Annotated in this window: 11 protein-coding genes; 8 read left to right on the top strand and 3 right to left on the bottom strand. The window is 72.7% G+C overall.

Annotated elements, in window-relative coordinates; genetic code table 11:
• Positions 1-95: 95 nt before the first annotated feature.
• From rimO to AS594_RS09540, 5 genes are all read left to right on the top strand, one after another.
• Positions 96-1589: a 30S ribosomal protein S12 methylthiotransferase RimO gene (rimO, locus tag AS594_RS09560; RefSeq protein ID WP_069933172.1), complete on the top strand. Its 1494-nt coding sequence runs from the start codon at positions 96-98 to the stop codon at positions 1587-1589.
• Positions 1586-2239 (top strand): CDP-diacylglycerol--glycerol-3-phosphate 3-phosphatidyltransferase, encoded by a 654-nt coding sequence (pgsA, locus tag AS594_RS09555; protein WP_069926570.1) that lies wholly within the window; start codon positions 1586-1588, stop codon positions 2237-2239. Before rimO ends, pgsA begins: the two co-directional genes overlap by 4 nt.
• Positions 2240-2274: 35 nt before the next feature.
• On the top strand, positions 2275-2793 hold the full coding sequence (locus AS594_RS09550) for a CinA family protein (protein ID WP_069926569.1): 519 nt from the start codon (positions 2275-2277) through the stop codon (positions 2791-2793).
• A 109-nt stretch (positions 2794-2902) separates the two neighbouring features.
• Positions 2903-3283, top strand: a complete 381-nt coding sequence (locus AS594_RS09545) for a helix-turn-helix domain-containing protein (RefSeq protein WP_028814221.1) — start codon at positions 2903-2905, stop codon at positions 3281-3283.
• 206 nt (positions 3284-3489) lie between these two features.
• Positions 3490-3960 carry a Dps family protein gene (locus AS594_RS09540; RefSeq protein WP_069926568.1) on the top strand — a complete coding sequence of 157 codons (471 nt, stop codon included), beginning with the start codon at positions 3490-3492 and terminating at the stop codon, positions 3958-3960.
• A gap of 608 nt (positions 3961-4568) precedes the next feature.
• Here AS594_RS09540 and AS594_RS09535 read toward each other — a convergent pair.
• From AS594_RS09535 to AS594_RS09525, 3 genes are all read right to left on the bottom strand, one after another.
• On the bottom strand, positions 4569-5333 hold the full coding sequence (locus AS594_RS09535) for an SDR family NAD(P)-dependent oxidoreductase (protein WP_069933954.1): 765 nt from the start codon (positions 5331-5333) through the stop codon (positions 4569-4571).
• 84 nt (positions 5334-5417) lie between these two features.
• Positions 5418-6215 (bottom strand): Fpg/Nei family DNA glycosylase, encoded by a 798-nt coding sequence (locus AS594_RS09530; protein ID WP_069933173.1) that lies wholly within the window; start codon positions 6213-6215, stop codon positions 5418-5420.
• Positions 6216-6436: 221 nt separating this feature from the next.
• Positions 6437-11071: an ATP-dependent helicase gene (locus AS594_RS09525; RefSeq protein WP_069933174.1), complete on the bottom strand. Its 4635-nt coding sequence runs from the start codon at positions 11069-11071 to the stop codon at positions 6437-6439.
• A gap of 189 nt (positions 11072-11260) precedes the next feature.
• On the opposite strand from AS594_RS09525, the gene AS594_RS09520 reads away from it, so the two are divergent.
• Genes AS594_RS09520 through AS594_RS09510 form a run of 3 tightly spaced genes read left to right on the top strand, consistent with a single transcriptional unit; the run spans position 11261 to position 13237 of the window.
• Positions 11261-12181, top strand: coding sequence for an AraC family transcriptional regulator (locus tag AS594_RS09520; protein ID WP_079148246.1), 921 nt, complete (start codon positions 11261-11263; stop codon positions 12179-12181).
• Between the two features lie 10 nt (positions 12182-12191).
• A complete protein-coding gene (locus AS594_RS09515; RefSeq protein WP_069926563.1) occupies positions 12192-12932 on the top strand; it encodes an AzlC family ABC transporter permease in 741 nt (246 codons plus the stop codon).
• Positions 12929-13237 carry an AzlD domain-containing protein gene (locus AS594_RS09510; protein ID WP_069926562.1) on the top strand — a complete coding sequence of 103 codons (309 nt, stop codon included), beginning with the start codon at positions 12929-12931 and terminating at the stop codon, positions 13235-13237. The genes AS594_RS09515 and AS594_RS09510 overlap by 4 nt, the downstream gene beginning before the upstream one ends.
• Positions 13238-13335: the final 98 nt, after the last annotated feature.

The following is a 13335-nucleotide window of genomic DNA, read 5'->3' as shown; positions in this document are numbered from 1 at the left end:
CCGGAAGGGCCGCGTTGGGCGGCCTGATCCGGGGCCCGGGCGCCGTGGAACCCTCGCGGCGGGGGCGCTCGCCGGGACAAAGTAGTCTTGAGCCCATGCCCGAACGCCGCACCGTCGCCCTTGTCACTCTTGGCTGCGCCCGTAATGAGGTGGACTCGGAGGAGCTGGCAGGCCGCTTGGCAGCGGACGGCTGGCAGCTCGTCGAGGACGCCTCGGACGCGGACGTCGCCGTCGTCAACACCTGCGGATTCGTCGAAGCCGCCAAGAAGGACTCCGTCGATGCCCTGCTGGAAGCCAATGATCTGAAGGATCACGGCAAGACGCAGGCCGTCGTCGCCGTGGGCTGCATGGCCGAGCGGTACGGCAAGGAACTCCAGGAAGCGCTGCCCGAGGCCGACGGCGTACTCGGATTCGACGACTACGCCGACATCTCGGACCGCCTCCAGACGATCCTCAACGGCGGCATCCACGCCTCCCACACCCCGCGCGACCGGCGCAAGCTGCTGCCCATCAGCCCGGCCGAGCGCCAGGACGCCCCCGACGTCGCGCTTCCCGGGCACGCCCAGGACACGCCTCCTGCGGACCTGCCCGAGGGGATCGCGCCCGCCTCCGGACCGCGGGCGCCGCTGCGGCAGCGTCTCGGGAACAGCCCGGTCGCCTCCGTGAAGCTCGCGTCCGGGTGCGACCGCAGGTGCTCCTTCTGCGCCATTCCGTCGTTCCGCGGATCGTTCATTTCGCGGCGCCCCTCCGACGTACTGGGCGAGACGCGCTGGCTGGCCGAGCAGGGCGTGAAGGAGATCATGTTGGTCTCCGAGAACAACACGTCGTACGGCAAGGACCTCGGTGACATCCGGCTGCTGGAGACGCTGCTGCCGGAGCTCGCGGAGGTCGACGGCATCGAGCGGGTGCGGGTCAGCTACCTCCAGCCCGCCGAGATGCGGCCGGGGCTGATCGACGTACTGGCGTCCACGCCGAAGATCGCGCCGTACTTCGACCTGTCCTTCCAGCACTCGGCCGCCGGCGTGCTGCGCTCGATGCGGCGCTTCGGTGACACCGACCGCTTCCTGGAACTGCTGGAGACGATCCGCGGCAAGGCGCCGCAGGCCGGTGTGCGGTCCAACTTCATCGTCGGGTTCCCCGGTGAGAGCGAGGCGGACCTCGGCGAGCTGGAGCGTTTCCTCACGGGTGCGAGACTGGATGCGATCGGCGTCTTCGGTTACTCCGACGAGGAGGGCACCGAGGCCGTCACCTACGACAACAAGCTGGACGCGGACGTCATCGCCGAGCGGCTCGAGCACATCTCGCGGCTCGCGGACGAGCTGACCGCCCAGCGGGCCGAGGAGCGGCTCGGCGAGACGGTCGAGGTGCTGGTCGAGTCGGTGGACGGCGAGGACGGCGCGGTCGGCCGCGCGGCGCACCAGGCGCCCGAGACGGACGGCCAAGTGCTGTTCACTTCGGGTCAGGGGCTGGCCGTCGGCCGTATGGTCGTCGCGAAGGTGGTCGGAACCGAGGGCGTGGACCTGGTGGCGGAACACAGCGACCTTCTGGGAGGCGACCCCCAGACCCCCGACGAGGAGGCAGGCAGATGACCGGAGTCCCGGCATCCGCTGCGGGCGGAACCGGCGCCAAGCCGGCGCCGGGCGGTAAGCTGGGCGCTGCGGCCGTCAATCAGGCCAGCCTCTGGAACATCGCGAACATCCTGACCATGATGCGGCTGGTGCTCGTCCCCGGCTTCGTCATGCTGATGCTCCAGGACGGCGGGTACGACCCGGCCTGGCGCGCCTGGGCGTGGGCGGCCTTCGCCGTCGCGATGATCACCGACATCTTCGACGGGCACCTGGCCCGTACGTACAACCTGGTCACCGACTTCGGGAAGATCGCCGACCCGATCGCCGACAAGGCGATCATGGGCGCCGCGCTGATCTGTCTGTCGGCGCTCGGGGACCTGCCGTGGTGGGTGACGGGCGTCATTCTCTTCCGGGAGCTGGGCATCACGGTGCTGCGTTTCTGGGTGATCAGGCACGGCGTCATTCCGGCCAGTCGCGGCGGCAAGCTGAAGACGCTCATGCAGGGCGTGGCGGTCGGGATGTACGTTCTGGCGCTGACGGGGCCGCTCGCGACGCTGCGGTTCTGGGTGATGGCGGCGGCGGTCGTGCTGACGGTGGCGACCGGGCTGGACTATGTGCGCCAGGCCGTGGTGCTCCGGCGGGCCGGTATCGCGGCGGAGTCGTCACGGTGACCGGCGGTGCGGGTGCGGGTGCGCCGGGTGGCACTGTGGCAGGTGGGAGTGGCGCCGCGGAGGTGCTGGAGCTGCTGGCGGGGCGGGGCGAGACGCTCGCTGTCGCCGAATCGCTCACGGGCGGCCTGGTGGCCGCGGAGCTGACTTCTGCGCCAGGTGCCTCAAGAGTGTTCCGCGGGGCCGTCACGGCGTACGCCACGGAGCTCAAGCGGGACATTCTGGGCGTCGACGCGTCGCTCCTGGAACAGCGCGGAGCCGTGGACGCGGAGGTCGCGCGGCAGATGGCGGCAGGGGTGCGGCGCGTACTCGGCGCCGGCTGGGGCATAGCGACCACCGGTGTCGCGGGGCCCGAAGCCCAGGACGGGCAGCCCGTCGGGACCGTTTTCGTGGCGGTCGCGGGACCGGGCGGTGCCGGGAAAGTGGCCCGGTTGAGGTTGAACGGGGACCGGGCGGAAATCCGTATGGAGAGTGTGCGGAGGGTACTGACCCTGCTCTCCGGCGAACTGGACGAAGATGCGCGGGCACAGGATACGGAACAGAACGGGGGGAATTGATGTTTGCAGCCCTGAGTGAACACGACATCGCTCCCCGCACGGCCGCAGCGCGAGGCGGTACGGTGGGGCGTGAAGGATGCGGCTACGCGGTCCGAGGAGGGAGCCACCGATGATTTTGCTCCGTCGCCTGCTTGGTGACGTGCTGCGTCGGCAGCGCCAGCGCCAGGGCCGTACTCTGCGCGAAGTCTCCTCGTCCGCCCGAGTCTCACTCGGCTATCTATCCGAGGTGGAGCGGGGGCAGAAGGAGGCTTCCTCCGAGCTGCTCTCCGCTATCTGCGACGCGCTTGACGTACGGATGTCCGAGCTCATGCGCGAAGTGAGTGATGAGCTGTCGCTGGCTGAGCTGGCGGAGTCGGCTGCGAGCGAGCCGGTGCGTCCACCGGTACGCCCGATGCTCAATTCCGTTTCGGTGACGTCGGTGGCAGGTGTGCCACCGGAGCGGGTGACGATCAAGGCACCCGCGGAAGCGGTGGACGTGGTCGCCGCCTGACTGCGGTGAGCGCGGTGACTGTGGTCTGAGGCTTGCGGAAGAGCTCCGGTGTGTCCTGAGGGACCGCCGGGGCTCTTTCATGCCCTCGTGTGACCCTTTTGTCGGGTTTGTGTCATGGTGGTGGAGGCTGTGGGGCGGGAGCTGCGGGGGGTGGGTTTTCGTTTGTGCCGACGTTGTTCGCTGCGGTTCTCCGAGGAGGAAAACGGATGTCTGTCGTGAAGAGCACCCTGCCCGAGGCGGATCTCAAGGTGGTGGGCGAGGCCCTCCAGGGCGCGCTCGTGGACCTGGTCGATCTGTCGCTGGTCGCCAAGCAGGTCCACTGGAACGTGGTGGGGCCACGGTTCCGGTCCGTACACCTTCAGCTCGACGAGGTGGTCACCACGGCGCGGCTGCACTCCGACTCGGTGGCGGAACGGGCGTCGGCGCTGGGTGTCAACCCGGACGGGCGGTCCGCGAGCGTGGCGCGCTCGACGGCGATCCGGGAGGTTCCGTCGGGGTGGATCAAGGATGTGGACGCCGTACGGATCCTGGTGGACGCGCTCGGCGTGGTGGTCGGTCGCATGCGGGAGCGTATCGAGGCGACCGCCGACCCGGACCCGGTCACCCAGGACATCATCATCGGGCTGACTGCGGATCTTGAGAAGCACGCCTGGATGTTCCAGGCGGAGAGCGAGTAGGGGCGTAGAGCGCGGGCGTGTGCGGTGTCTGGTGCGGTCGGGTGCGCCGGGGTGTGCTCCCGGTGCGCCCTCCCGCCGTGTGCGCGGGCCCGTCTAGCGTCGGCCGGAGGAGGCAGCCATGGCATGGCGTGACTTCTGGGGACCGGGGGCGGTGCTGGTGCTCGCGGTGGTGTGGTGGTACGCGGCGCTTCGGCTTGTGCTGCTGCCCGGGCGGACGGGGGTCGTCGAGGGGGTGGTGGTGGCGGGTGGCTGGGGGCTGAGTCTGCTGCCCGTCCACGCCGTACCGGCGGCCACGGGCGGGGCCGGGCCGGCGCGCCGGCGCGGGATCGGGCGTACGCCGGGGGTGGTGGGCTCCCGGCGTACGCCCGGGGCGGCGGGGGAGCCGCCTCCCGGGCCGTCCTGGCGCTGGGGCTCGGGCTCGGCCGGGGTGTGCGGCGCGGGATCACGGGGGTGCGGCTCGCGGTCGCCCGGGCGCGGCTCGGGGTGCCGGGAGGCTGCGTGGGGGTGCCGGGGCTGCCAGGGCCGGGGTGAGGGGAGGGGGCCGGGCGGTGCCGGGGGGTCCGGGGTTGCGAAGGTGTGGCCCGGCGGTGCCCGGGGGTGGCGTGGGGCTACCAGGGCATCGCGACGCCGCCGTTCGGGCGGAGGATCTGGCCCGTCGTGAAGGCGGAGGCGTCCGACGCCAGGTACAGGACGGCGTGCGCGATGTCCTCCGGCTCGCCCACCCGGCCCAGTGGGGACGCTCGGACCATGGCGGACTCGGCCCGGCTCTGGAGGGCCGCGTCGTGGCGGTCGGTCATGGGGGTGCGGATCCAGCCCGGGGCAACGGCGTTGACGCGGATGGAATGGGGGCCCAGCTCCGTGGCGAGTGTCCTGGTGAGCTGTACGACTGCTGTCTTGGCGGCGCTGTAGCAGAGCAGCCCGGCGTGCGCCGCGTCGACGGCGCCCGACGCCATGGTGATGATGCTGCCCGGGGTCCCGGCGGAGATCATGGCGCGGGCCGCCTCCTGGCAGGCATACAGAACACCCTTGAAATTGACCGCCAGAACCCGCTCCAGGTCCTCGTCGCGGGTCTCCAGGACGGTGCTGCTGTGCATGATTCCGGCGATGGCCGCGAGGATGTCCGGAGGGCCGGCCGCGGCCACCGCGTCGGCGAGGCGGGCGCGGTCGGTGACGTCGAGGGGGTGCTGGTGAGCGGCGCCGCCCGCCTTGGCGATCAGTGAGGTGGTCTCGCGGAGGCCGCTCTCGTCCCGGTCCGCGCAGTGGACGGTGGCGCCCGCCGCGGCGAGGAGGAGTGCGCTCGCCCGGCCGATGCCGCTCGCGGCGCCGGTGACGAGTGCGGTGCGGCCGGTGAGGTCGTACGCCTTGAGGGGCATGCGGGGACGGTACGACCGGAGCTGACGGTGCGTCAACTGTCCTGTCGTGCAGGGGATGGGGGTGGTTGGGCGGTCTCCCGCCGGTCAGGGAGAGGGACCCTTCTGGCAGTGGGGGCACCAGTAGGTCGGGCGCAGGCGGGTGCTGTCGCCCTGGTCGGCGTGGCGGATCGTGGCGCCGCAGCGCAAGCAGGGGCGGCCGGCGCGACCGTATACGTAGAAGAGCGGGGTCGGGGCGCGCTCGCGCAGGGTGGTGCGGCGGCTGGGGCGGTCGCGGTTCGCCTCCAGGAGGCGTTTGGCGGCGGCGACCAGGCGTTCGAGGGAGGGGAGTTCACCGACGGGCAGCCACGGCGTGGCGCGGGCGTAGAAGCACAGCTCGGACTTGTAAACGTTTCCGATTCCGGCGAGGTTCCGCTGGTCGAGGAGGGCTTCGCCCAAGGGGCGCTCGGGGGCTGCCAGGAGGCGGCGGAGTGCTTCGTCAGGGTCCCAGTCCGGGCCCAGGAGGTCCGGGCCCAGATGGCCGATGGTTTGCGCTTCGTCCTGCGTCCGAACGAGTTCGAGCAGGGGGAGGCGGTAGCCCACGGCGGTGCGTTCGGCGTTGCCGAGGATGGCGCGGATCTGGTGGGCGGGACCGCCGCGCCATCGCTCGGCGGCTGCGTAGATCCTCCAGGCACCGTCCATGCCGAGGTGGGAGTGGAGCGTGAGGCCGCCCTCGAGGCGGGTGAGGAGGTGCTTGCCGCGAGGGGTGACGTCCAGGACGGTGCGTCCGGTCAGGTCGGCGGTGGCGAACCGGGGCACGCGGAGGTCGGCGCGGACGAGTGGGCGTCCGGCCAGGGCGGTGTGCAGGCGCTGGGCGGCCTGCCAGACGGTGTCTCCTTCGGGCATGGATCCATGATGCGGCGGACCGGAGCGCTGGCGCGGAACCCTCCCTTCGGGGCGCTGCCATTGCGGGCCCGGGCCTGGTCCTGCCTCACCCGCCCTGGCCTGAGCGAGGTGGGACGGGTGGGGACGGTCGGTTCTTGGCTCGACCGGATCGCCAAGGCTCACCCGGAGGCATCGAAGAGCGGTTGGGGCCGGGCACGGGGTCGCCGGGGACGCGGTGGGACTCAGGGGCGCAGGCGCAGCCCTCGGGGGGTGGGGTGGAAGCCGGCCGCCTCCAGGGTTTTGCCGAGGGTGGAGGTGAGGGCGGGGGTGCCGTTGGTGCGTTCCACGGTGACTGTGCCCAGGGTGCCCTGCCTGGCCGCTGTCGCCAGTGCTTCGGCGGCCGCGGTGAGGCGGGGATCGGAGGCCGACGGGTCGTTCGGGTTGGTGGGCCAGCCCAGCAGGGTCTTGCCGCCGCGCTCCATGTAGAGCGCCAGTTCGCCGTCGACGAGGACGACGAGGGCTCCCGCCTTGCGGCCGGGCTTGTGGCCGGCGTCTGCGGGCGGTTCGGGCCAGGGCAGGGCCGCGCCGTAGGCGTTGGCCGGGTCGGCGGCGGCCAGGACCACCGCGCGGCTCGGCGTGTCGGATTCCGCGCGCTCGCGTGCGGTGGCCGCCGCTCGCAGGCGGTCGACCGCGCCGTCCATCGCGAACTGGGCCGCGCCGAGGCCCTCGACGACGTACCCCCGGCGGGCCTGACCGCTGTCCTCGAACGCGGCGAGGATGCGGTACGTCGCCGAGAAGCCGCCCTCGACGCCTTCGGCCGCGACGGCGCCGCGCGTGACCACGCCGTGCCGGTCGAGCAGGGTGCGGGCGAGCGCGTGGGCGCGGTGGGTCGGATCCGGTTCCTGGGCGGGGAGCAGGGACCAGCGGCCGGAGACCGTGGGCGGGCCGGTGCGGGACGCGGGTCGGGCGGCCGCGCTGAGGGTGCCGTAACGCCCGCGCGGAATTGTGCGTTTCGCGCGGTGCGCGGTGGAGCCCGCCGTACGTCCCGAGCCCAGCAGTGAGCGCAGGGGCGCGAGGGTGTCGTTGGTGAGGCGTCCGGACCAGGCCAGGTCCCACAGGGCGTCCGCCAGTTGGGGATCCGTGCAGTCCGGGTGGGTGGTGGCGCGGACCTGGTCGGCGATCTGGCGGAAGAAGAGGCCGTACCCGCCCGAGAGGGTGGTGAGGACGGACTCGTGGAGCGCGGTGAGTTCGAGGGGGTGCGGCTGCGGGACGAGTAGCGGCGCCGCGTCGGCGAGGTACAGGGACACCCAGCCGTCCTTGCCGGGCAGGGCGCCCGATCCCGCCCACAGGATCTCGCCGGTGGTCGTGAGCTCGTCGAGCATGGCGGGGGAGTAGCCCGCGACGCGCGACGGCAGGACCAGCTTCTCCAGCGCGGACGCGGGAACAGAAGCGCCTTGCAACTGCTCGACGGCACGCACCAGTCCGTCGATGCCGCGCAGGCTGCTGCTGCCCAGATGCTGCCACTGGGGGAGGAACGTGGCGAGCGCGGCGGGCGGAACCGGCTCCAGCTCCTGGCGCAGGGCGGCGAGGGACCGGCGGCGCAGCCGGCGCAGCACCGTCGCGTCGCACCATTCCTGGCCGATCCCGGCGGGGTGGAACTCGCCCTGCACGACCCGGCCGTTCGCGGCGAGACGTTGCAGGGCGCCGTCCGTCACCGCCGCGCCCAGCCCGAACCGGGCGGCGGCCGCTGCGGACGTGAAGGGGCCGTGCGTACGGGCGAAACGGGCCAGGAGATCGCCGAGCGGGTCCTTGACGGGCTCCGTGAACGCTTCCGGTACGCCGACAGGCAGCGCCGTACCCAGCGCGTCGCGCAGCCGGCCCGCGTCCTCGACGGCCGCCCAGTGGTCCGCGCCCGCGACACGGACCCGGATGGCACGGCGGGAGGTCGACAGCGCCTCGGCCCAACCCGGTTCGGCTCCGCGCGCCGCCAGCTCGGCGTCGGTGAGCGGCCCCAGCACCCGCAGGAGGTCGGCCACGCCCTCCATGTCCTTGATACGGCGGTCTTCGGTGAGCCACTGGAGCTCCTGCTCCAGCTCGGTCAGGACCTCGGCGTCGAGCAGCTCGCGCAGCTCCGCCTGGCCGAGCAGCTCGGCCAGCAGCCGGGAGTCCAGGGAGAGCGCGGCGGCGCGCCGTTCGGCGAGGGGCGAGTCACCCTCGTACAGGAACTGGGCGACGTAACCGAAGAGGAGGGAGCGGGCGAACGGGGACGGCTCGGGGGTGGTGACCTCGACGAGCCGGACGCGGCGGGATTCGATGTCACCCATGAGCTCGGTGAGGCCGGGTACGTCGAAGACGTCCTGGAGGCACTCCCGTACGGCTTCGAGGACGATCGGGAACGAGCCGAACTCCGAGGCGACCTGGAGCAGCTGGGACGCGCGCTGGCGCTGCTGCCACAGCGGGGTGCGCTTGCCCGGACTGCGGCGCGGCAGCAGCAGCGCGCGGGCGGCGCACTCGCGGAAGCGGGCGGCGAACAGCGCCGAGCCGCCGACCTGGTCGGTGACGATCTGGTTGACCTCACCCTTGTCGAACGCGACGTCGGCGGCGCCGAGCGGGGCCTGGTCGCTGTCGAACTCCGTGCCCTGGCGGACCGGTTCGTCGTCGAGGAGGTCGAAGCCCATCAGGTCCGCGTCGGGCAGGCGCAGCACGATGCCGTCGTCGGCGTGCATGACCTGGGCGTCCATGCCGTACCGCTCGGTCAGGCGGCTGCCGAGCGCGAGGGCCCAGGGGGCATGCACCTGCGCCCCGAAGGGGGAGTGGATGACGACACGCCAGTCACCCAGCTCGTCGCGGAACCGCTCGACGACGATCGTGCGGTCGTCGGGTACGTGACCGGCGGCGCGGCGCTGCTCGTCCAGGTACGCGAGGACGTTCTCGGCGGCCCAGGCGTCCAGGCCGGCGGCGGTCAGGCGCAACCTTGCGTCCTCGGCGGAGAGCGAGCCGACCTCACGGACGAAGGCGCCCAGCGCGCGGCCCAGTTCGAGCGGGCGGCCCAGCTGGTCGCCCTTCCAGAACGGCAGCCGGCCCGGCACGCCGGGGGCGGGGGAGACCAGCACCCGGTCGCGCGTGATGTCCTCGATGCGCCACGAGGTGGTGCCCAGGGTGAAGACGTCACCCACCCTGGATTCGTAGACCATCTCCTCGTCGAGCTCGCCGACGCGGCCGCCGCCCTTCTTGGGGTCGGCTCCGGCCAGGAAGACGCCGAAGAGTCCGCGGTCGGGGATGGTGCCCCCGGAGGTGACCGCCAGGCGCTGCGCCCCGGGGCGGCCCGTGACCGTACCGGCGATGCGGTCCCAGACGACGCGGGGACGCAGCTCGGCGAAGGCATCGGACGGATAGCGGCCCGCGAGCATGTCGAGGACCGCTGTGAACGCGGACTCGGGGAGCGAGGCGAAGGGGGCCGCACGGCGAACTACGGAGAGCAGGTCGTCGGCCTGCCAGGTGTCGAGCGCGACCATCGCCACGAGCTGCTGCGCCAGGACGTCGAGGGGGTTCGCCGGCACGCGCAGGGCCTCGATGGAGCCGCTGCGCATGCGCTCGGTGACGACGGCCGACTGGACCAGGTCGCCCCGGTACTTGGGGAAGACGACACCGGTGGAGACCGCGCCGACCTGGTGACCCGCGCGGCCGACGCGCTGGAGTCCGGAGGCGACGGACGGCGGTGACTCGACTTGGACGACGAGGTCCACCGCGCCCATGTCGATGCCCAGCTCCAGGCTCGACGTAGCGACGACGGCGGGCAGCCGGCCGGCCTTGAGGTCCTCCTCGACCTGGGCGCGCTGCTCCTTGGAGACCGAACCGTGGTGGGCTCGGGCGAGCAGGGCCGGGGCGCCCTTGGCGGCGCCCGCCTGAGCCATGATCTCGGCGGGTGACTGGTCGCCGGGGAGGGGCTCGCCGGTGGCACGTTCGTAGGCGATCTCGTTGAGCCGGTTGCACAGGCGCTCGGCGAGGCGGCGTGAGTTCACGAAGACGATCGTCGAGCGGTGGGCCTGGACGAGGTCGGCGATGCGCTCCTCGACGTGGGGCCAGATCGACGGCTTGTCGCCGGCGTCGTCCCCCTTGGCGGGGGCGCCGCCCAGCTCGCCGAGATCCTCCACGGGGACGACGACCGACAGGTCGAACTCCTTGCCCGAAGGCGGCTGGACGATGGCCGCCTGCCGCTGGGGGGAGAGGAACCTGGCGACCTCGTCCACCGGCCGCACGGTCGCCGACAGGCCGATCCTGCGGGCGGGCCGCGGCAGCAACTCGTCCAGCCGCTCCAGGGACACGGCGAGATGCGCGCCGCGCTTGGTCCCCGCGACCGCGTGCACCTCGTCCAGGATGACCGTCTCGATGCCCGCCAGGGCGTCGCGGGTGGCGGAGGTGAGCATCAGGAACAGCGACTCGGGTGTGGTGATGAGGATGTCCGGCGGTTTGGTCGCCAGCGACCGCCGCTCGTTGGCCGGGGTGTCGCCGGAGCGGATGCCCACGCGTACATCGGGCTCCGTCATTCCCAGGCGCACGGCCTCCTGACGGATGCCGGTGAGCGGGCTGCGCAGATTGCGCTCGACGTCGACCGCGAGGGCCTTGAGCGGCGATACGTACAGCACCCGGCAGCGCTTCTTGGGGTCCGCGGGCGGGGGCTTGGACGCCAGGTCGTCGAGGGCGGCGAGAAAGGCGGCCAGGGTCTTGCCCGAACCGGTCGGGGCCACGACCAGGACGTCCGACCCCTCCGAGATGGCCTGCCAGGCGCCTTCCTGCGCCGCGGTGGGCGCGCTGAAGGCTCCGGTGAACCAGCCGCGGGTCGCGGGGGAGAAGGAGTCGAGCGCAGTCCTGGACATGTCCCCCATCGTGCACCCGACCACTGACAACGGGCGTCCGGGACATGGACGCGCAGGTCAGCGGCGTGCGGGACGGGCGCAGAATGGCTGTATGGCGGTGGTGGAAGCGCGAGAGGGCCGACTGGCCGGCGGGCCGGGTGGGGTCGGCGGGACGACTGATGGGGTGGTGGGGTGAGTACGCCCGGTGGGATGGGCGGGGTGGATGGGGCCGCTGGAGCTCCGGAGCCCCGCGAGGCGGCGGACGCGCCGGTGACGGCGTGTGGGAAGGACGAGTGGGCCCGGCACTGGCAGTATCCGGGAGTTCCCGGCCTCGACCTGCTGCGGGCCCGCTACGTCCGCCATTCCTTCTCGCGGCACAGTCACGAGGGGTTCGTCTTCGGCGCGGTCTTCCGCGGCATCGAGGACGTGGTCATGCCCCAGGGCACGATCAGAGCCTGCCCCGGCACCGTCGTCATGATCAACCCGGAGGTTCCGCACTCCGCCCACGCGGGCGTGCCGGAGGGATGGTCGTACGCCACCCTGTATCCCTCGGCGCAGGTGGTCGCGGCCATCGCCGACGAGACGACGAACCTGCGCGGAACGGCGGGCTTCGCCGAGACCATCGTCGAGGATCCGGACACCGCCCGGCTCATCCGGGCGGTGCACAAGGCCGCCGAGGAGGGCAACGCCCTCGCCGCCGACAGCCTGCTGCGCATCGCCGTGGCCGGGCTGCTGCGCCGCCACGGCCAGACGCTGCCCGTACGCCCGCCGACGGCGGCGGGCGCCCGCACGGCGGCTCTCGCGAAGGGCCTCCTGGAGGAGCGCATGGCGGAGCCCCCTTCCCTGGAACAGCTCGCGAACGAACTCGGGACCGGTCCGTTCGCGCTCCTGCGCGCGTTCCGGACGGCGTACGGCATGCCGCCGCACACCTGGCTCACCAACGCGCGCGTGCGCAGTGCCCGGCGGCTCCTGGAGGCCGGCACGGCGCCCGCCGAGGCCGCCACCGCGGTGGGGTTCACGGACCAGCCGCACCTGAACCGGCACTTCACCCGGATCGTCGGCGTGCCGCCCGGCGCCTACCAGCGGGAACGCGCAAGAACGTACAAGACCGGTCGCGGCCGCCGGCCGTAGTGTCCGGGGCGTGGCAGAACAGACAGCACCCCCAGCGATACGCACAGATCCACCCGCGGCGAGACCGGACAGGGCCGTCGTACGCGACGCGCTCGGCGTCGGCGTCGCCGTCGGACTCTCCGGCTTCGCCTTCGGCGTGACCTCCGCCGGTTCGGGCCTCACCCTGCTCCAGACCTGCGCGCTCAGCCTTCTCGTGTTCACAGGCGCCTCGCAGTTCGCGCTCGTCAGCGCGCTCGCGGCGGGCGGCAATCCCTTCACCGCCGCGGCGGGTGCCTTCTTCCTCGGCGTACGCAACGCCTTCTACGGCCTGCGGCTGTCCCAGCTGCTGGCCCTGCCCCGTTTCGTACGTCCCTTCGCCGCGCACTGGGTGATCGACGAGACGACGGCCGTGACGCTCGCCCAGCCCTCGCGCCGCAGCGCGCGGCTCGGCTTCACCGTCACAGGGCTGACCCTGTACGTGCTGTGGAACCTCACCACCCTGGTCGGCGCACTCGGTGCCGAGGCCATCGGCGACACCGACGCGTGGGGCCTGGACGCCGCGAGTCCCGCCGTCTTCCTCGCACTGCTGGCGCCTATGCTCCGCACCGGTACGGAGCGGACTGTCGCGGGCCTCGCGGTGCTCCTTGCCCTCGGGGTCCTGCCGGTACTGCCGGCCGGCGTGCCCGTGCTCGTGGCCGCACTCGCCGCTCCCGCCGTGCTCTGCGTACAGGGCCGCAGGGCACGTCACACCGCCAAGGAGGACCGGCGATGAGCGTCTGGATCGCTATCGGAGCCACAGCCGTCGGCTGCTACCTCGTCAAGCTCATCGGCCTGCTGGTGCCCGCCGGGGCCCTGGAGCGCCCGCTGGTCAGGCGCCTGGCCGCCCTGCTGCCCGTGGCCCTGCTGGCCGCGCTCACCGCCCAGCAGACGTTCAGCACCGGTCAGCAGCTGGTCCTCGACGCCCGGGGCGCGGGACTCGCCGCGGCGGCGCTCGCTCTTGTCCTGCGCGCCCCTTTCCTCGTCGTGGTCGGGGCCGCCGTGGTCGTCACTGCGGGCGTACGGGCGATCAGCGGCTGACGTACGGCACCGGTGTGCGGCGGCCGTCGCGTCCACGCGCGGCGGCTCGGCAGCCGCTCCTTGCCGCCCTGCTGCTGCGGGACGCCGCCCCGGCCGGG

This window comes from Streptomyces agglomeratus, from assembly GCF_001746415.1.
In the GTDB taxonomy this organism is placed as follows: domain Bacteria; phylum Actinomycetota; class Actinomycetes; order Streptomycetales; family Streptomycetaceae; genus Streptomyces; species Streptomyces agglomeratus.
Note: the sequence above shows the minus strand (reverse complement) of the source record. Positions and strands in the feature narration are given on the sequence as shown.